The organism is Curtobacterium sp. AC273 (genome assembly GCF_979253735.1).
The window spans coordinates 358922-376099 of the sequence record NZ_CEEDDU010000005.1; the positions used below are offsets into that span (position 1 = coordinate 358922).

General features: G+C 72.5%; 20 protein-coding genes and 8 pseudogenes. 24 read left to right on the top strand and 4 right to left on the bottom strand.

Annotation, left to right across the window (positions count from 1 at the left end):
- Positions 1–12 precede the first annotated feature (12 nt).
- Together ACZ8AI_RS09155 and ACZ8AI_RS09160 are read left to right on the top strand one after the other, a co-directional pair.
- A pseudogene (locus ACZ8AI_RS09155) lies at positions 13–781 on the top strand (dipeptidase); the annotation flags it as partial.
- Between the two features lie 56 nt (positions 782–837).
- Entirely contained in the window at positions 838–1104 is a 267-nt protein-coding gene (locus ACZ8AI_RS09160; protein WP_464858167.1) for a hypothetical protein, read from the top strand.
- Positions 1105–1163: 59 nt separating this feature from the next.
- Here the strand turns inward: ACZ8AI_RS09160 and ACZ8AI_RS09165 are convergent, their stop codons facing one another.
- The gene (locus ACZ8AI_RS09165) at positions 1164–1691 is read right to left on the bottom strand and encodes a DUF899 family protein (protein ID WP_464857988.1); all 528 of its coding nucleotides are present in this window, start codon (positions 1689–1691) and stop codon (positions 1164–1166) included.
- 340 nt (positions 1692–2031) lie between these two features.
- Between ACZ8AI_RS09165 and cysK the strand changes: the two are divergent.
- The 4 genes and pseudogenes from cysK to ACZ8AI_RS09185 all read left to right on the top strand — a co-directional run.
- A pseudogene (cysK, locus tag ACZ8AI_RS09170) lies at positions 2032–2963 on the top strand (cysteine synthase A); the annotation flags it as partial.
- Positions 2964–2996: 33 nt separating this feature from the next.
- Positions 2997–3651 (top strand): annotated as a pseudogene (gene epsC, locus ACZ8AI_RS09175) (serine O-acetyltransferase EpsC).
- A 351-nt stretch (positions 3652–4002) separates the two neighbouring features.
- Complete coding sequence (locus ACZ8AI_RS09180; RefSeq protein ID WP_464857989.1) at positions 4003–4422, top strand: MmcQ/YjbR family DNA-binding protein; 420 nt, start codon at positions 4003–4005, stop codon at positions 4420–4422.
- Positions 4419–5015, top strand: coding sequence for an MOSC domain-containing protein (locus ACZ8AI_RS09185; RefSeq protein WP_464857990.1), 597 nt, complete (start codon positions 4419–4421; stop codon positions 5013–5015). The genes ACZ8AI_RS09180 and ACZ8AI_RS09185 overlap by 4 nt, the downstream gene beginning before the upstream one ends.
- A gap of 2 nt (positions 5016–5017) precedes the next feature.
- Here ACZ8AI_RS09185 and ACZ8AI_RS09190 read toward each other — a convergent pair whose 3' ends face one another.
- Positions 5018–5695, bottom strand: coding sequence for an MOSC domain-containing protein (locus ACZ8AI_RS09190; RefSeq protein WP_464857991.1), 678 nt, complete (start codon positions 5693–5695; stop codon positions 5018–5020).
- 287 nt (positions 5696–5982) lie between these two features.
- Here ACZ8AI_RS09190 and ACZ8AI_RS09195 point away from each other — a divergent pair, with 287 nt between their 5' ends.
- The 4 genes from ACZ8AI_RS09195 (at position 5983) to ACZ8AI_RS09210 (ending at position 8229) form a co-directional block, all read left to right on the top strand.
- Positions 5983–6537 (top strand): RNA polymerase sigma factor, encoded by a 555-nt coding sequence (locus tag ACZ8AI_RS09195; RefSeq protein ID WP_133518868.1) that lies wholly within the window; start codon positions 5983–5985, stop codon positions 6535–6537.
- The gene (locus ACZ8AI_RS09200; protein WP_464857992.1) at positions 6534–7151 is read left to right on the top strand and encodes an Asp23/Gls24 family envelope stress response protein; all 618 of its coding nucleotides are present in this window, start codon (positions 6534–6536) and stop codon (positions 7149–7151) included. Before ACZ8AI_RS09195 ends, ACZ8AI_RS09200 begins: the two co-directional genes overlap by 4 nt.
- Positions 7148–7456: a hypothetical protein gene (locus tag ACZ8AI_RS09205; protein ID WP_464857993.1), complete on the top strand. Its 309-nt coding sequence runs from the start codon at positions 7148–7150 to the stop codon at positions 7454–7456. Before ACZ8AI_RS09200 ends, ACZ8AI_RS09205 begins: the two co-directional genes overlap by 4 nt.
- Positions 7457–7608: 152 nt before the next feature.
- Complete coding sequence (locus tag ACZ8AI_RS09210; protein WP_464858168.1) at positions 7609–8229, top strand: hypothetical protein; 621 nt, start codon at positions 7609–7611, stop codon at positions 8227–8229.
- 32 nt (positions 8230–8261) lie between these two features.
- On the opposite strand, the pseudogene ACZ8AI_RS09215 reads toward ACZ8AI_RS09210, so the two are convergent.
- Positions 8262–8888 (bottom strand): annotated as a pseudogene (locus tag ACZ8AI_RS09215) (GAP family protein); the annotation flags it as partial.
- Between the two features lie 63 nt (positions 8889–8951).
- A complete protein-coding gene (locus ACZ8AI_RS09220; protein ID WP_464857994.1) occupies positions 8952–9206 on the bottom strand; it encodes a DUF6458 family protein in 255 nt (84 codons plus the stop codon).
- A gap of 192 nt (positions 9207–9398) precedes the next feature.
- On the opposite strand from ACZ8AI_RS09220, the gene ACZ8AI_RS09225 reads away from it, so the two are divergent.
- From ACZ8AI_RS09225 to ACZ8AI_RS09290, 14 genes and pseudogenes are all read left to right on the top strand, one after another.
- Positions 9399–9824, top strand: coding sequence for an SHOCT domain-containing protein (locus tag ACZ8AI_RS09225; RefSeq protein WP_464857995.1), 426 nt, complete (start codon positions 9399–9401; stop codon positions 9822–9824).
- A complete protein-coding gene (locus ACZ8AI_RS09230; RefSeq protein WP_464857996.1) occupies positions 9821–10252 on the top strand; it encodes a DUF6325 family protein in 432 nt (143 codons plus the stop codon). The genes ACZ8AI_RS09225 and ACZ8AI_RS09230 overlap by 4 nt, the downstream gene beginning before the upstream one ends.
- Positions 10253–10354: 102 nt before the next feature.
- A complete protein-coding gene (locus ACZ8AI_RS09235) occupies positions 10355–10585 on the top strand; it encodes an SHOCT domain-containing protein (protein WP_464857997.1) in 231 nt (76 codons plus the stop codon).
- 28 nt (positions 10586–10613) lie between these two features.
- Positions 10614–11120: a hypothetical protein gene (locus tag ACZ8AI_RS09240; RefSeq protein WP_464857998.1), complete on the top strand. Its 507-nt coding sequence runs from the start codon at positions 10614–10616 to the stop codon at positions 11118–11120.
- Between the two features lie 259 nt (positions 11121–11379).
- Positions 11380–11643, top strand: coding sequence for a DUF1269 domain-containing protein (locus ACZ8AI_RS09245; protein WP_464857999.1), 264 nt, complete (start codon positions 11380–11382; stop codon positions 11641–11643).
- A 145-nt stretch (positions 11644–11788) separates the two neighbouring features.
- Positions 11789–11968 (top strand): annotated as a pseudogene (locus tag ACZ8AI_RS09250) (hypothetical protein); the annotation flags it as partial.
- A 43-nt stretch (positions 11969–12011) separates the two neighbouring features.
- Complete coding sequence (locus tag ACZ8AI_RS09255; protein WP_464858146.1) at positions 12012–12440, top strand: GAP family protein; 429 nt, start codon at positions 12012–12014, stop codon at positions 12438–12440.
- Between the two features lie 46 nt (positions 12441–12486).
- Positions 12487–13800 carry a hypothetical protein gene (locus ACZ8AI_RS09260; RefSeq protein ID WP_464858000.1) on the top strand — a complete coding sequence of 438 codons (1314 nt, stop codon included), beginning with the start codon at positions 12487–12489 and terminating at the stop codon, positions 13798–13800.
- 142 nt (positions 13801–13942) lie between these two features.
- Positions 13943–14299, top strand: a pseudogene (locus ACZ8AI_RS09265) (AI-2E family transporter); the annotation flags it as partial.
- 112 nt (positions 14300–14411) lie between these two features.
- Complete coding sequence (locus tag ACZ8AI_RS09270) at positions 14412–14981, top strand: AI-2E family transporter (RefSeq protein ID WP_464858147.1); 570 nt, start codon at positions 14412–14414, stop codon at positions 14979–14981.
- Positions 14978–15571, top strand: coding sequence for a GAP family protein (locus ACZ8AI_RS09275; protein WP_464858149.1), 594 nt, complete (start codon positions 14978–14980; stop codon positions 15569–15571). The genes ACZ8AI_RS09270 and ACZ8AI_RS09275 overlap by 4 nt, the downstream gene beginning before the upstream one ends.
- An 82-nt stretch (positions 15572–15653) precedes the next feature.
- Entirely contained in the window at positions 15654–15989 is a 336-nt protein-coding gene (locus tag ACZ8AI_RS09280; RefSeq protein WP_464858001.1) for a SulP family inorganic anion transporter, read from the top strand.
- Positions 15986–16288: pseudogene (locus tag ACZ8AI_RS09285) on the top strand (SulP family inorganic anion transporter); the annotation flags it as partial. The gene ACZ8AI_RS09280 and the pseudogene ACZ8AI_RS09285, both read left to right, overlap by 4 nt.
- Positions 16289–16403: 115 nt before the next feature.
- Positions 16404–17156: pseudogene (locus ACZ8AI_RS09290) on the top strand (SulP family inorganic anion transporter); the annotation flags it as partial.
- Positions 17157–17178: the final 22 nt, after the last annotated feature.

A 17178-nucleotide genomic window follows, 5' to 3' on the forward strand; every position in this document is an offset into this window, starting at 1 on the left:
TAGCGTCGTGGCATGACGTTCGACGCGCTCCTGTTCCCGGTCATCGACGGCCACAACGACCTGCCGTGGGAACGTCGGGACACGCACGCCTCCGGCGTCGAGGGGATCGACTCGGAGGAGGGCTCGCTCCACACCGACCTGCCGAAGCTGCGCGCCGGCGGCGTCGTCGGGCAGTTCTGGTCGGTGTTCGTCCCCGCCGACGACCCGGACCCGGTCCGAACGACCCTGCAGCAGGTCGACGTCGCGCACCGGATCATCGAGCGCTACCCCGAATCGCTCGTGCTCGCCCGGACCGCGGCCGAGGTCCGGGCGGCGATCGACTCCGGCCGGATCGCCTCGTTGCTCGGTGCCGAGGGCGGCCACTCCATCGGCGACGACCTGGCCGTGCTCGGACCCTCGCCCGGCTCGGCGTCCGCTACATGACCCTCACCCACAACGACGACACCCCCTGGGCCGACTCGGCCACCGGGGAGCGGGCGCACGACGGCCTGACCGACCGCGGTCGGCAGGTCGTGGCGGAGATGGAACGGATCGGCATGCTCGTCGACCTGTCCCACACCGCTCCCGCGACGATGCGGACACCCTCGACGTCGCGACGCAGCCCGTCGTGTTCAGCCACTCGTCGACCGTCGCCGTCGCCGACCACCCGCGGAACGTGCCCGACGACGTCCTCGGACGCCTGGCCGACAACGGCGGCGTCGTGATGATCACCTTCGTGCCGCAGTTCGTGTCCACGGCGTACGCGGAGTGGGTCGCGGCAGGTTCACCGGGAGCGCCGCCGCTCGTCACCGTGTCGGACGTGGCAGACCACGTCGAGCACGCGCGGGAGGTCGCGGCGTGGCGCACATCGGCCTCGGCGGGGACTACGACGGCACGCCGGTGCTGCCGCCGGACCTGCGGGACGTGTCGCGGTACCCGGTGCTCGCGGCGGAGCGCAGCGGCGCGGGTGGGGCGCCGCGGACCTGCGGGCACTGGCGGGCGGCAACGTGCTGCGGGTGCTCGAGGCGACCGACGGGCGCTTCGCGCGCACGGCGTTCGTGCGCTGAGACGCTGCTCGTCGGGGTTTCGTGCTCAGCGACACCTCACGGCTGGCCGAACGCGTGACGTGTCGTTCACCGCGAAAGCGACAGATGGCCGCCGCCCCCCCCCGACCGGGCAGCGACTCAGCCGTACGTCGGGTACTGCGGCCAGCCCTCGGGGCTGTCCTCCCAGTCCTGCTGTCGCCCGTACACCGTGCGGTCCATGATGTGCGCGACCGGCAGGATCGCCTCGGTGCCGCGCGAACCGGTCGCGTAGGTCAGGTACGGCACCCCGTCGCGCAGCAGGTAGTACGAGTAGCCGGGCACCGGGCCGTCCCAGCCCTCGCTGTGCACGGTCCACTCCCAGTCGTCGTGGTACGTCGTCCCGCCCGACGACACCCACGTGTGCGGCCAGCCACGCTGCTCCCGCCAGGCCTCGAGCTTCTCGATCGGCCCCTCGGAGACCATCGCGAACGCGATCCCCTCGTCGTCGAGTCGGCCCATGTCGGCGGGCAGGTTGTCGACGGCCCAGGTGCAGCTCGGGCAGCCCTCGTCCCAGTCCTGTCCGAACATGACGTTCTGCACGACGAGCAGGTACTTGTCGCCGAACAGCTCGGTCAGGCGAACCGGTCCGTCCGACCCCTTGAAGACGTAGTCGTCGACCCGGACCACTCGGCAGGCGGCGACGGGCGGCGGACACGCGGTCGCCGTGTCGCGTGAGTTCCTTCTCGTCGCGCACCTGCGCGGCCAGCGCCTCGTCGAACGCCGCGCGGTCGACCACCGGTGGGGCGACGTCGGGTTGCTGTTCCTTGGACATGACGACCTCCTCGTCGTTGCGGAGCACGGTACGCGCGGCGGCGCGCGTCGGCAACGGCCTGGAGGCGCGGCATTCGTCCGGCGCAGAGCGCACGTCATCGACAGGGACACGCCGGGTGCGCTCGGTAGGGATCGCAGCGCACGCCGTGCCTCCAGAGGGGTGGGCACGCGACCTGACCCGATGAGGACGGAACCGATGAGCGGCACCATCTACGACGACATCTCGCAGGCGTTCGGCAACACGCCGCTGGTCCGGCTGAACCGACTGCCGAAGGCCGGCGGAGCCGAGATCCTGGCGAAGCTCGAGTTCTACAACCCCGGTGCGAGCGTGAAGGACCGGCTCGGCGTCGCGATCGTCGACGCGGCCGAGGAGTCCGGCGAGCTGCAGGCCGGCGGCACCATCGTCGAGGGCTCGTCCGGCAACACGGGCATCGCCCTGGCGCTGGTCGGTGCGTCCCGCGGCTACCGGGTCGTCATCGCGATGCCCGAGACCATGAGCGTCGAGCGTCGGGCCCTCGTCCGCGCGTTCGGTGCCGAGATCGTCCTGACCCCGGGCTCCGAGGGCATGAAGGGCGCGGTCGCGCGGGCCGAGCAGATCGTCGCGGAGACGCCCGGCGCGATCCTCGCCCACCAGTTCGAGACCGCCGCCAACGCCGCGATCCACCGGAAGACCACGGCGGAGGAGATCCTCCGCGACACCGAGGGCCACGTCGACGTGTTCGTCGCGGGCGTCGGCACCGGCGGCACCATCACAGGCGTCGGGCAGGTGCTCAAGCGAGCGCGTGCCGGGCGTGCAGATCGTCGCGGTGGAGCCGAAGGACTCGCCCCTCCTCACCGAGGGCAAGGCCGGCCCGCACAAGATCCAGGGCATCGGTGCGAACTTCATCCCCGAGGTCCTCGACCGCAGCGTCATCGACGAGGTCTTCGACGTCGAGCTCGACGACGCGCTCCCGGGTCGCCCGCGACCTCGGCACGCAGGAGGGCATCCTCGCCGGCATCTCGTCCGGCGCGATCCTGCACGCCGCGATCGAGATCGCTGCGCGTCCCGAGAACGCGGGCAAGCGGGTCGTCGCGATCGTGTGCGACACCGGGGAGCGCTACCTGTCGACGGTGCTCTTCGAGGGACTCCACCGCGTGAGACGACCTGCTCGACGAGGCGTGCTGCGGACCGTCCGTGAGGACCTCTCCGCAGCACGCCGAGGCGACCCCGCATCCCGCGGTGACCCTCGAGAACGCGATCGTGTACTCGGGGCTGCACGCCATCTGGACCTACCGGCTGACGCACCGGCTGTGGAACGCCGAGGGGCTGCCCGGATCGCGGTTCGCCGCACGGGTCGTCGCCCAGGTCGCCCGCTCGGTGACGGGCATCGAGATCCACCCGGGAGCCCGCATCGGCCGACGCTTCTTCATCGACCACGGGATGGGCGTGGTGATCGGCGAGACCTCGGTCGTCGGCGACGACGTCGTGGTCTTCCACGGGGTGACCCTCGGAGGCCGCGGCGGCGAGCACGGTCGGGGCGTCCGCCGGCACCCGGCGGTGGGGGATCGCGTGGTCCTCGGCGCCGGGTCGTCCCTGATCGGTGCGATCACGGTCGGCGCGGACTCGGTCGTCGGTGCGAACACCGTGGTCACGAAGGACGTCCCCGCGGGTTCGGTCGTCACCGGGGTCGCCGGGACCGCGCGCCCGCGCTCCGGCACGAGGGCGTCCCGCCGCTCTGAGCCGTCAGCTCTTCTCGCAGGCGATCCCGGTCGGCGTCCGCGTCCATCTTCTTGTTCGCGGCGTAGAGCGCGTCGTCCTTCTTCACCGTGCCCTTGAGCGCGCGGTACGTGACCTTGCCCTTCGAGGTGCCGCGGTTCTTCGTGACGGACTTCTTCGCGATCCCGCCCGAGTACACCTTCTGCACGGCGGTGCAGTTCTTGTAGACGGTCGGAGCGGCCTGCGCGGTGGACGTGCCGCCGACGACGACGGACGCGGCGAGGACGACGGTGGCGGCGGTGACGCCGAGGGTACGGGTGAGACGCACGGGTTCTTCCCCCAGGGGTGGTCGTGACCGCGGGAGCGGCCGCCGGGTCGGGTGCACGGCGCGTCGATCGTACGACGGCGGGCACGGCCGCTCCCGCCCCCAGAACGAGGCGCGCCGTCGGCGGTGTGCGGCATGCTGGTCGCATGGACGGCGAGGCGCTGCACGAGGTGGCGGTCCGCACCGCGATGGCCCTGCCCGCGGTGGCGGAGACGCAGCCCTTCGGCGAGGGCGCCTTCGTCTACAAGGTCGTCGGCAAGATGTTCGTGATGACGTCCGAGCTGCGGGGTGTGCCGATCGTGAACCCGGCGCGCACCGCCGCACGGCGCCGCGCTCGTGCGGGAACACGACGAGATCACCCCGGGCTGGCACATGAACAAGCAGCACTGGATCACGCTGTCCCCGGGGGACGGCATCGACGCGACGCTGGTCGAGGACCTGGTCGGCAACGCGTACGACCTGGTGGTGGCGGGCCTGCCGCGGGCGAAGCGACCGATCGACCTGTCGCGCGGCACCGGCGGTGGGGCTGCCGGTCGAACGGGTTCTGCGCCATGATCGTCACGTGACCCCGAACCTCGAAGACGAGCAGCCGACGGTCGTCGCCGTGAGCCGCGACACCGCCCACCACTTCACCAAGCCCGTGGTCGACGAGGTCGTCCTGGTCGAGGGGTGGGGCATCGAGGGCGACGCCCACGCCGGTACCACGGTGCAGCACCGCTCCCGGGTCGCGCGGGACCCGTCGCAGCCGAACCTGCGCCAGGTGCACCTGCTGCACGCCGAGGTCTTCGACGAGGTCGCCGACGCGGGCTTCACCGTGGCGCCCGGACAGATGGGCGAGAACGTCACCACGCGTGGCGTGGACCTGCTCGGGCTGCCGGCCGGCACGCTCCTGCACCTCGGCGACGACGCGTGCGTGCGGGTGACGGGGCTGCGGAACCCGTGCCAGCAGATCAACGACTTCGAACCGGGGCTGCTCCGCGCGGTCCTCGGTCGTGCCGACGACGGGACGGTCGAGCGGAAGGGCGGCGTGATGAGCGTCGTGGTCGCAGGCGGCGTGGTCCGTGCGGGCGACCCCATCCGGGTCGAGCTGCCGGCGGGGGAGCTTGCAGCCGCTCAGCCCCGTCTGATCCCAGTCCAGTCTGACCGCAGCCCCGTCTGACCTCAGAACCGGACGAACACCGGAAGCGCCCCCGTGTCAGCGGTCGAGGACCTGTCCGCGCGCGAGGAACCGGGACACGTCGCGCACCACTTTCGGCGCCAGACCCGTCCCCGAGTCGAGCACCGCGCGCGCCTGCTCCGATGACAGCCCGGCGAAGAGCTGCCCGATCGTGACCCCGTGCTCCGGCCGGTGCGTGACGACGACCGGATCACCGGCGGCGACGGGCCGGACCGCAGCACGCGGAGGTACGCCCCGGGCCGTCCCTCCTCGGCGAACCGCTTCACCCACCGGTCGACCTTCATACGCCGGGCGAAGGTGCCGCACGGCGTGCGCGGGATGGTGACCTCGAGCTCGAGGGTCTCGCCGATGCGCCAGCGCTCCCCGGTGACGGCGCCGGTGACGTCGATGCCGCTCGTGCGGAGGTTCTCGCCGAACAGCCCGGGCGGGACGTCGCGGCCGAGGGACTCGGCGAAGAACGCGGCGTCCTCGTCGGCGTAGGCGTACACGGCCTGGTCCTCGCCGCCGTGGTGCTTGCGGTCGGCCTGCACGTCGGCGTGCAGCCCGAGCGGCCGAACCCGGACGGGGCCGTCGACGGGGCGCTTGTCGATCGCGGTGATCCCGATCGTGCCGGAGTCGCGGTGCAGGCGGTCGACGCGGCAGACGGCGGTGACGAGGGACATGCAACCACTCTGCCGCAGAAGTGTGACGAACTCCGTCCTCGTCACGTCTCACCGGTGCAGGACCACACCCGAGGAGACCACCATGACCGACACCGCCGCCCCGCAGCAGCCGTCGCACGCCCGCGTCGCCCACGCACACCTCCTGGCGACGGCACGGGTCCGTTCCCCGCGGCACGGCCCGCCGGTCCGTTCCGTGTGCGCCGCGCACCGGGCGTCCGCACCGGCCGGGAGTGACGCCCGAGACCGACGCCCAGCAGACCCCCATCCGCCACCAGTAGAAGGAATCCGTGCCACACCCGCCCCTCACCGACCTCGACGACGCCGTCCTCGCGGATCGGTCGTCCGACGGCGACGTCCGTGCGTTCGAGGTGCTCATCCGCCGGTACACCCCGCTCCTGCGCGCCTACGCCCGCCGGACGCTCGGGTCGACGGACGAGCTCGACGACGTCGTGCAGGAGACGTTCATCACCGCCTGGAACCGGATGGACCGCCTCGACGACGGGGCCCGTGTGAAGGCGTGGCTGATGCGCATCCTCAGCCGCAAGTGCCTCGACCGGATCCGCGCCAGACGCTTCCACGACGACGTGACCGAGCTCGAGGTCGAGGCGCCCGCCGACGACGCCCCCGACCGCGTCGCCGAGGCGCGCTCGCGCGAGGAAGCGGTGGAGACGGCGCTCGCCGAACTGCCCGAGGCGCAGCGGCGGTGCTGGCTGATGAAGGAAGTGCTCGAGTACTCGTACGACGAGATCGCGGAGGAACTGGACCTCCCCGCCTCGACCGTCCGCGGACTGCTGTCCCGGGCACGGAAGAACATGATCCGTCTCATGGAGGGATGGCGATGACCGAACCCGATCCCGTCCGGCTCGACTCCCTCGAACCCGACGACCTCGACGGCCACACGATCGACGAGCTGGCCGACTACCTCGACGCGGGCATGTTGCCCGCCGACCCGAGCATCGACGAGTCCGCCGCGTGTCAGAACGCGCTCGCGGCGATCGTCCGCCTCCGCCACTCGTCGCTCGGTTCCCTCGAGGCAGCCGCGGCGAACGAGGCCCCAGCCGACGAGTCGTGGATCAGCGGCGTGCTCGCGAACATCTCGATCGAGGCGCGGTCCGGTCGCGACGTCCCGCTCCGACCGGAGGCCCCGACCGAACGGCCCGTCATGACCGAGGGTGCGATCCGCTCCCTGGTCCGCAGTGTCGGCGACGGCGTGCCGGACGCCCTCATCGCCCGGTGCCGGCTCGAGGGCGACGTCGTCGAGCTCGGCGCGCCGGTGCGGGTCGTGGTCGAGATCGCCGTCCGCGCCGGAGCGGCCATCCCGGCCGTGGCGTCCGAGGTGCGCGAGGCGGTCGCCGAAGTACTCGCCACCCAGACGGACCTGCTGGTCGAGTCCGTGGACGTGGTGGTCCGCGACCTGCTGCCCCCGACGACCGACGACGAGGAGGACCGCGCATGAGCGCCGACGACGACGTCCTGACCGCCGTGGAGACCGCCGTCCTCGCGGTCCCCGGCGTGACCGAGCTCTACCACGCACGCCCCACCCTGGGCGCGACGATCGACACCGCGAAGCGGCTCGCGACGCGTGCAGCGCTGGCGCGGGTCGTCCTCGACGACGACGTCCTGCGCGTCGTGATCGGCACCGACGGAGCACGTCCGGCACCGGAGACGGCCCGCGCGGCGCACCTCGCGGCCCTCGCGGTGGCCGAGGCCCACGGCCTCGCCCTCAGCCGGGTGGACGTCCGGGTCGCGCGCGTCGGCTGACGGATCCGCCTGACGGCCTGGAGGCGCGGTGCGGGCCCGCACCGCGCCTCCAGGCCGTGTGACGGTCGCCTGTTCGGACCGCCACCGGTGCGCAGACCGGGTCACCCCTCCCGAGTGAGGCGGCGGCGTCCGCCGCGATGCACCATCGCCGCATGGTGGAGACGGGGTCGCGGCGGTCGGACGGTGCGCGCGAGGCGCGCTGGGTCCGGATGCGGTCGCGCTTCGGCGACGCACGGTTGGACCGCGTCGGCGCGGTCGCGTCGCTCGGCGCCGCCGTGACCGGCGTCGGCATGGGGTTCGTCCGTCTGGCCGTGCCGGCATCCGACCCGTGGGCGGTCGGCCGCTTCACCGCACTCGAGGTCGTCCTGGCCGTCCTGTGGACGTCCGTGCCGGCGTCCGTCGGTGCGTCGCTCGGACTGGACCCGCTGCGACGGTTCGTCACGGCCCTGCTCGGCGGCGCCGGCCTGGCGCTCGCGGCCGCTTCGACGGCGGGGGAGGACCCGCTGGTGCTCCCGCTCACCGCTGCCGGCGCGTCGGTCCTGGCGACCGGTGCGGCCTGGTGGCTGCTGGCACGGCGGATGACGACGGCCCCGCACCGTGCCGCGTGGACGGCTGTGGCCGGGCTGCACGGCGCGACCGGGCTGGTGCTGATCGGGGTCGAGCGTCTGGGCGTCGGCCCGGGAGACGACCTCGTCCTCGTCGCCGGCGCGTTCGTGTGGCTCGGACTCGGCCAGGCCGCCGTGCTCGCGATCCGGGCACAGGTCGTCGACTGACGGTCGTTCAGGAACCGGCCGAGGCCGTCGCCGACGAGGACCGCGCCGACCAGCACGAGGACGACGATCGTCACCGCCCGGGAGTTGTGGCGGAGCCACGCCCGGACCTGGCCGAGCCGCCCGCGAGCCGCGTCGCCGCCCACCAGCGCGTAGACGATCGGACCGGTGACCGTGCTCGTCATCAGCACGGTACCGACCGTGAGCAGCACGCCGGTCGGAACCGGTGGCAGGTCCGCCGGGGCGAGCACCAGGCCCACACCGGACGCGAGCAGCAACGCCTTGGGCCGGAACGCGAGCACCGCGCCGACGGCCAGGGCGACGGCGGGGCGAACGGTCCCGACGGCGGTCGCGAGCAGGCCACTCGCCCGACCCGGACCGGTCGTGCCGCGGCGTCGGAAGAGGACGCCGCCGGCGACGACCGCGGCGACGCCGAGCAGGCACTCGCAGAGGCCGAGGGCGGGCGACCCGGTGACCGTGACGTCGGCGAGGAGGACGCGGCCGAGGAGTGCGGTCGCGGCGGCCGTGACGGCGAGGACGGCGACGACGTACCCGGCGGCGAAGAGGACGGCCGGGCCGAGACCGCGTCCGCCGAGCAGCAGCGTCAGCACCGCGGCGATGGGGACGGAACTCAGCGCCCCGGCGATCACGAGGGGCAGCATCTGACCGATCACGGCGAGCACGGTGCTCCTGTCCGCCCTCGTCGCGGGCTGCCGGGTCCGGGTTCAGGCCCGGGTGTCGTCCTCGTCGATCCGGCGGACCGTGCGCTGCCCGGTCACGGGGTCGACGTCGGTGACCACCGTCGTCTCGGCGCGGCGCGGTCGGAGCCGCAGGACGATGCCCAGCACGAGGACCAGGAAACCGGCGACCATGAGGATGTAGCCGATGAGCTGGATGTCGATGCCGACCACCTGGAAGTCCAGGGCGAACGCCAGGATCGCCCCCACGACGAGCAGGAAGATCCCGCCGCCGATGCTCACGGGGTCACCGCGTGCGTGTGGACGTGCCGTGCCGTCGCAGGAGTCATGAGCGCACGCTGCACCCGGCGCGCGCGGGGTGCATCACCCGCCCCGGGTGATCCGTCCGGCGCCCGTCAGATCACCCGCTTGGGGTGGTCCTCCCCGTTCGTCGCGCCGGGTAGACCTGGGCCATCAACTCAGGGAGGAACGGTCATGGACTTCTGGGACACCTTTTGGGCGATCGTCTGGTACGCCTTTCTCGCCTTCACGTTCGTCGCGGCGCTCATGGCGCTGTTCTCCGTCATCGCCGACCTCGTCCGCGACCGCGAGCTGAGCGGGTGGTACAAGGCGATCTGGGCCTTCTTCCTCGTGTTCGTGCCGTTCCTGACGGTGTTCGTCTACTTCATCGCGCGGGGCCGGGGCATGGCCGACCGCAGCGCCCGAGCCGCCGAGCGGGACCAGCAAGCGGCCGAGGGGTACATCCGCCGGGTCGCCGGGAGTTCGCCCTCCGACGAGATCGCGAAGGCCCGGGCGCTCCTCGACGCGGGGACGATCGACCAGGCCGAGTTCGAGGCCATCAAGCGACACGCCGTCGGCTCCGGCCGCCCGGCAGCCCACGCGACGGCCTGGAGACCGTGACCACCTTCACGTACGGGCCGGCCGAGGTCTTCGTGGCCGCCTACCGGGGCGAGCTGCCGGACGCCGCCGTGCTCGGAGCGCTGACGGACCTCGTCGCGAACGAGACCGTCCGGCTGCTCGACCTGCTGCTCATCAGCCGCGACGCCGACGGCAGCGTCCGGGTCCGTGAGGTCGACGACGTGACGCCGGACGGGTTCCCGGACGGGCCGATCGTGCTCGAAGCGCGTGGCCTCGCCGCGAACGACGACGTCGACCACGTGGCCGACTCGCTCGAGCCCGGCACCTCGGCGGCGATCGTCGTCATCGAGCAGCTGTGGGCGAAGTCGCTCGCGGAACGGTTCGCCGACAGCGGCAGCCACCTGCTCTGGAGCGCCCCGGTGCCCGCGCCCGAGCTCAACGAACTCGCCGCCGCGGCGCACATCGGGTAGGGGACGCCATGCCGTTCAGACGTTTCGGCCGACCGGGGACTCCTCGGCCTCGCCGCACGGACCGCCGTCGTCGCCGGGACCGCATCCGCGGTCGGCGGTGCGATGCGGAACCACCAGGAGCGTGCCGCCGAGGAGCGTGCCGAGGCGGACGCCTGGGACGCCGAGCAGACCGTGCCGATGCGACCGGCGCCGCCGGCTCCCGCTGCACCGCCGCCGGCTTCCGGTTCCGCCGACCTGCTGACCGAGCTGGAACGGCTCGGGCAGATGCAGCAGCAGGGACTCCTCACCGCCGACGAGTTCGCCGCGGCCAAGCAGCGGCTGATCAGCGGCTGACCACCACACACCACGAAGGGGACGCACCATGGCAACGACCACCACCGCCACCGCCACCGACTCGACCGTCGGCGTGTTCGACTCGAGCGACGACGCGCTCGGGGCGGCGAAGGCGCTCAAGGACGCCGGCTACGGCGACGACGTCGTCTCGATCGTCGGCAAGGGCGTCAAGGACGACAAGAAGGTGCACGGCTGGATCCCGGTCGGCAACGAAGCCGGCACGTTCGGCGGATGGGGTGCGCTCTGGGGCGCCCTCACGGGCTGGCTGCTGCTCGGCTTCGTCTGGCTGCCCGGCATCGGCTGGGTCGCCGCGGCCGGCTGGCTGGCGAGCACCCTCGTCGGCGCCGGCATCGGTGCCGGACTCGGAGCACTCATCGGCCTCGCCGTGCCGGAGGAGGAGATCCCGCAGTACGAGGACGACCTCAAGGCCGACCGCTACCTCGTCGTCGTGCACGGCGATGCCGCGACGGTCGACGCCGCGCACCGGATCATCGACGCCGCCAGCCCGGTGCGCGTGAACCGCTACTCCGCCTGACCCACCACCGAACCGAAGGGAACGACCATGGCAGACCTCATCGTGATCTCGTTCGACGACGACGCGAACGCCGTCGCCGCGTACGAGGAGGTGCAGCAGTTGCAGAACGACCTCGTCGTCGAGCTCTGCCGGCCTCGCACTCGTCCGCGTCGACGAGAAGGGCAAGACGCACGTCGAGACACCCGGACCGGTCGGGAAGGTCGGAGCGGGAGCGGCCGGTGGTGCGCTGTTCGGCACCCTGCTCGGGCTCCTGTTCTTCGTGCCGTTCTTCGGCCTCGTCATCGGCGGAGCCCTCGGGGCACTGTTCGCCGGACTCGACAAGACCGGGCTGAACGCCGAGTTCCGCGACCGCGTGAAGAGCGCCGTCGCCGACGGTCGGTCCGCGGTGGTGATCTACGCGACCAAGATCACCGAGGACAAGTTCGGTGCCGCGCTGTCGCGCTTCGGCGGGACGGTCGTGCAGACCTCGCTGTCCGCCGACGACGAGCACGAACTCGCGCACGACATGACGGGTGCTCGCTGAGCCCCCACCGATCGACGACGCGCCGCCGCCCCTGACCGCGGCGGCGCGTCGTCCCCACGTCTTCGAAGGGACCGGGCCATGGGTGCGCCTCATCGTCGGGCTCATCGCCCCCGCGCTCGGCATCCTGCTCAGCCCGCTCGCGATCATGGCGCTCGTGGCCGAGTTGCTCTCGCGGCGCTACCGCGAGAACGGTCTGGCGTTCTTCATCGGGTGGTTGCTCGCCACCGTGGTCGTCGTCGGGGTCTCGGTCGCCGTCTTCACCGCGATCGACTTCCACCCGCGCACGGACACCCCCGTCTGGCTCGGCGTCGTCCGGCTCGTCATCGCACTCGGCCTGCTCGCCGCCGCCGTGTGGGTGTACCGCCGCGGTGGACGGCGCCTGCGGAAGATGTCGGAGGCCTCCACACCCGAGGAGGTCGCGGCCGCCGCACCGCAGCTGCCCGGGGTGGCTGCAGAAGGTGAGCGAGTTCACGCCGGGCCGGTCCCTCGCCCTCGGGTTCGGGATCTTCGCGATCAACCCCGTCGATGCGTCCTGCGCGATCATCGCCGGCCTCGACATCGCCGGGGCGCAGGTGACGATCGTCGAGGGAGCGGTCGTGGCGGTCGGGTTCGTGGTCGTGGGCGTCGCCCCGATCGCCGTGCCCGTGGCGTACGTCCTGGCTCGGGGTGGAGCGGCCGCCCCGGTCCTCGAACGCCTCCGGGTGTGGATCGCCGGACACACCAACGTCCTGAACGCCGCCCTCATCCTCGTCATCGGCGTGCTGCAGTTGCAGAAGGCCGTCTCCGCCCTGGTCTGACACCCCGTCCGACCCCACCACCGCCCCGCTCGGGAAGGAGCGCGTCATGACCACCACCGAGGACCAGCTGGCTGCACTCCGCGCCGAGAACGCAGCACTCCGTCACCAGCTGTCGGCGCGCTCGGCACCGGACCGGGCGGAGCCTCGCCGTCGTGGCTGGGCGTGGGCGATCCCGTCCGCCGCGCTCATCGTCATCGGTGCGGTGCTCGCGCCCGTCGCGGTCGTCTCGACCTGGGCGCAGCGCGAGGTGACCTCGACGGACGCGTTCGTCGCCACCTTCGCGCCGCTCGCGCGGGACCGAGCGGTGCAGACCTTCGTCGCGGACCGCACCGTCGGGGTCATCGAGGACCGGCTCGACGTCGCCGAGCTCACCGGGACGGTCTTCGACGGCATCGGTTCGCTCGACCTCCCGCCGCGAGCGAAGACCGCACTGTCGGCGCTCGAGGCACCCGCCACCGCCGGGATCCAGGACCTCATCAGCTCCACCGTCGACCGGTTCGTCGCGTCCGACCAGTTCGCGACGCTGTGGAACCGCCTGCTCCGGACCGGGCACACCCAGATGGTGGCGTCCCTCAGCGGTGACCGACGAGCGGCGGTCGCGATCGGCGAGGACGGCTCGATCGGGATCCAGCTCGGCCCGGTGGTCGCCGAGGTCAAGGACCGGCTCGTCGACCGCGGCCTGACGTTCGCCTCGCGGATCCCGGCGGTCGACCGCACCATCGTGATCGCCACCTCGGACGCCGCGGTCCGCGCGCAGACCGGCTACACCCTCCTTGCAGGTCACCGCGGTCTGGCTGCCGTGGCTCGTCGTCGCCTGCATCGGGATCGGCGTCGTGATGGCACGCCGCCGTGCACGAGCGCTGGCCCTCGGGGCGGTCGGCGTGGCAGTGGCGATGCTCGCGACCCTCGCCGGGATCGGCATCGGTCGGGTGGTCACGGTGCGCACCCTCGCGCCCGAGCTCATGCCGCGGAACGCCGCGCGCGCGATCTACGACGCCGTCGCGGCGTTCGCCGTGCACGCCGCAGTCGCCACGGCGGTGCTCGGACTGGCCCTGGCCCTCGTCGCCTGGTTCGCCGGCACGTCGGTGCCGGCGCGGCGGGTGCGGGGGCCGCGGTGGCGGGGGCCGCCTCGCTGCGGCGATGGGGCGACGCGCACGGGGTCGGCACGGGGCAGGTGGGCGTGCAGCTCCACCGTGGGCGGGTGCTCGTCCGCACGCTCATCGCGCTCGGGGCCGCTGCGGTGATCGTGCTCCACCGTCCGCTCGAACCGGCGCTCATCGTGTGGACGCTCGTCGGGGCGCTCGTGCTGGTCGCCGTCCTCGAGGTCGTCCAGCGGCCGACCGTGCCGAGCGGGCGGTGAGGGCGATGCCGTTCTGGCGACGCCGCGCTCGGGCCGTGGTCGCACCGGTGGTCCCGGAGGACGCCGCCGAGCGAGCGGGCGGCTCAGGACGAGGACTCCGGATCATGCTCGGGCTGGCGGCCGCTGTGGTCGTCGCCATCGGGTGCGCCCGCTTCTCGGGATCATCGGGCCCACTGTCCTCGCCCTCGTCGTCACGATCTGCGTCCAACCCGCCCGGGTCTTCCTCGAGCGGCTCGGCGTCGCCCGGAGCCTGGCCTCCGCGCTCGTCATCGTCGTGATCCTGGTGCTGATCGTCGGCTTCTCACTGGCCTTGGTGGTCTCCGTCGCCCAGTTCACGACGCTCTTCCCCCAGTACGCCGACCAGATCCACGACTTCGAGGTGCAGCTCGGTGGCTGGCTGACGTCGCTCGGCATCGGGCAGCAGGAGGTCCAGACGCTCCTCGCCGGGCTCAACCCCGGGAAGATCATCGGCGCCGTGTCCGACGTCGTGGGCAGCGTGTTCGGCCTCGGCGTCAGCCTCGTCGTCGTCCTGGCGCTCATCGTGTTCATGACGCTCGACGCGGGATGGGGGGCACCTGATCGCCGACCGGCTCCGGCCGGTTCGTCCCCGCCTGGTCGAGGCACTCACCGGCTTCACCGTCAGCGTCCGCCGCTACATGGTCGTCACCGCCGGCCTCGGCGCCGCCGTCGCGGTACTCGACGCCCTCGCGCTGGTCCTGCTCGGGGTCCCCGGCGCAGCGCTCTGGGGGCTGCTCGCGTTCATCACGGGCTTCATCCCGAACATCGGCTACTGGATCGGCATCATCCCGCCGGTGATCCTGGCGCTGCTGGCGAACGGCTGGCAGAACGCGGTCGTCGTCATCGTCGTGTACGCGGTCATCAACGGGGTGATCCAGTCCGGGCTGCAGCCGCACATCGTCGGCTCGGCGGTGTCGCTCAACCAGACCGTCGCGTTCCTGTCGGTGGTGTTCTGGTCCGCCGTGCTCGGCCCGCTCGGGGCGATCCTCGCGATCCCGCTGACCCTGCTGGTCCGCGCGGTCCTCGTCGACGCGAACCCGGACGCGCACTGGATGCGTTCGGTCCTCGGCGACGTGACCGGGCTCGGCCCGCCGTCCCGCAGGCAAGGACGACGAGGGCGGCGGACACCGGACGGCACCACGACCAGGAAGGACGCACCGTGACCACGGCAGCACTCATCGGCGAACTCCTGCCCCAGGCGGTGACCATCGCGATCAGCCCGATCCCGATCATCGCCGCGATCCTCGTGCTCCTCAGCCCACGGGCACGGTCGGTCGCCACCGCGTTCCTCGTCGGCTGGGTGGCCGGCATCGCGGTCGCGGTCGTGGTCGTCACGCTGCTCTCCTCGTCGGTCCCCGCCACCGACCCGGACGCCTCGAAGCCGGTCGCCGGCGTCGTGAAGACCGTCCTCGGCGTGCTGCTCGTCCTGCTCGCCGTGCGGCAGTGGCGGGCCCGGCCGGCACCGGGCACCACGGCGGCGCCTCCGAAGTGGATGGCGGCGATCGACTCGATGACGCCCGTGAAGGCCGCCGGACTCGCGTTCCTGCTCGCCGCGGTCAACCCGAAGAACCTCATGATGGCCGTCGCCGCGGGCGTCACGGTCGGTACGAGCCAGGCGTCCACCGGAGCCGTGGTCTGGTCGCTCGTCGTCTTCGTCGTGATCGCATCCCTGAGCATCGCGCTGCCCGTGGTCGGGTTCCTCGTCGCGGGTCGGCGGATCGCGGACCGCTCGGGACCATGCGGGACTGGTTGACGGCGAACAACGCCACGATCATGGCCGTGCTGTTCCTGGTGATCGGCGTGACCACCCTCGGCAAGGGCATCGGGTCCTTCTGATGCGGATCCTCGCCGGGCTGGACCGGCACACCTGGAGCACCGAGGTCCTGTCCGGCGTCACGCTCGCCGCGATCGCGATCCCGCTGAACATCGGCTACGCGCAGATCGCCGGGCTGCCACCCACCGCGGGCCTCTACTCGCTCATCGTGCCGGCGGTCCTGTTCGGCCTCCTCGCCTCGAGCCGGCAGCTCGTCGCGTCGCCGGACGCGGCCGCGGCGGCCCTGGTCGGGTCGTCGCTGGCGGGGCTCGCCGCGACCGGGAGCGCCTCGTACATCCAGCTCGCCCTGGCCCAGGCACTGTCGGGGCCGTCGTCTTCGCGCTGTGCGCCGTCCTGAAGCTCGGGTTCCTCGCGAACTTCCTCTCCGCCCCGATCCTGGTCGGTTTCGTCGGCGGCCTCGCGCTCGACATCCTGCTCAGCCAGGTGGCGAAGATGCTCGGGGTGAAGGTGGACAGCGGCGACGAGTTCCTCCCGCGCCTCGGCGAACTCCTCGCCGGACTCCAACACCTCAACGTCTGGTCGGTGTGCCTGTCGGCAGGGTCGGTGCTCCTGCTCCTGATCGGCCGTCGGTACCGTGCGGTCCTGTGGGCCCTCGTGGTCCTCGTCCTGACGACCGTCGTCCTGGTGGTGTTCCGGCTCGACGACGCCGGGGTCGCGGTGCTCGGCGAGGTCCCGGCCGGCCCGCCGACCCTCGACGTGGCCCCAGATCTCCTGGCAGCAGTGGGTCCAGGTCGTCCCGAGCGCCGTCGCGCTGACGCTGGTCGCGATGGCCGAGGGACTGCTCGTCGCCCGGCGCTACGCGGAGAAGAACGACTACCGCGACCACGCGAACCGCGACCTCTACGCCTTCGCCGCGTCGAACCTCGGCTCCGGACTCACCGGCGGGTTCACCGTGGGGTCGTCCGCGTCGCGCACGGCGGCGATGGACCAGAGCGGGTCGCGCACGCAGCTGCCGTCGCTCGTCGCGGCGGTGCTGACGCTCCTCGTGGTCTGCTTCGGGACGGCGCTGCTCCAGGACATCCCGTCGCCGGCGATCGGTGCGATCGTCGCGGTGGCGGTGGTCCCGCTGCTCGGCATCCGCGACTTCGCGCGGCTCTGGCGGCTCCGGCGGTTCGAGTTCGCGGTGGCCGCGGTCTGCTTCCTCGGAGCGCTCCTGCTCGGGCCGATCATCGGCATCGTCATCGCGTTCGTGCTGTCGCTCGTCAACGTCATCCGTTCCGCCGCCAACCCGCCGGTCGACGTGCTCGTGCCGAGCGGCGACCCGGTGGACGTCTTCCGCGCGGCACGGAACGGGAGCGTCACCGCCGAGCCGGGCGTCGTCGTGCTCTGGTTCGCCGGGCCGCTCTTCTTCGGCAACGCGCAGCTGTTCGCGAGCGCGCTCCGGTCGGCCGTGACCGCCGGCGGGGAGGAGGGGGTGCACGCGCTCGTGCTGGACTGCAGCGCCGTCACCGGGATCGACACCACCGCCGCCGACGTGGCCGGCGAAGCCCTGGACTGGGCCCGCGCCAACGGGGTCACGGTGGCGT

Coding starts and splice junctions, on each gene's coding strand:
- ACZ8AI_RS09180 (WP_464857989.1), top strand. CDS start 4,003: ATGGACGGCGAGGCGCTGCACGAGGTGGCGGTCCGCACCGCGATGGCC.
- ACZ8AI_RS09190 (WP_464857991.1), bottom strand. CDS start 5,695: ATGTCCCTCGTCACCGCCGTCTGCCGCGTCGACCGCCTGCACCGCGAC.
- ACZ8AI_RS09200 (WP_464857992.1), top strand. CDS start 6,534: ATGACCGAACCCGATCCCGTCCGGCTCGACTCCCTCGAACCCGACGAC.
- ACZ8AI_RS09205 (WP_464857993.1), top strand. CDS start 7,148: ATGAGCGCCGACGACGACGTCCTGACCGCCGTGGAGACCGCCGTCCTC.
- ACZ8AI_RS09210 (WP_464858168.1), top strand. CDS start 7,609: ATGGTGGAGACGGGGTCGCGGCGGTCGGACGGTGCGCGCGAGGCGCGC.
- ACZ8AI_RS09225 (WP_464857995.1), top strand. CDS start 9,399: ATGGACTTCTGGGACACCTTTTGGGCGATCGTCTGGTACGCCTTTCTC.
- ACZ8AI_RS09235 (WP_464857997.1), top strand. CDS start 10,355: ATGCGGAACCACCAGGAGCGTGCCGCCGAGGAGCGTGCCGAGGCGGAC.
- ACZ8AI_RS09240 (WP_464857998.1), top strand. CDS start 10,614: ATGGCAACGACCACCACCGCCACCGCCACCGACTCGACCGTCGGCGTG.
- ACZ8AI_RS09260 (WP_464858000.1), top strand. CDS start 12,487: ATGACCACCACCGAGGACCAGCTGGCTGCACTCCGCGCCGAGAACGCA.
- ACZ8AI_RS09280 (WP_464858001.1), top strand. CDS start 15,654: ATGCGGATCCTCGCCGGGCTGGACCGGCACACCTGGAGCACCGAGGTC.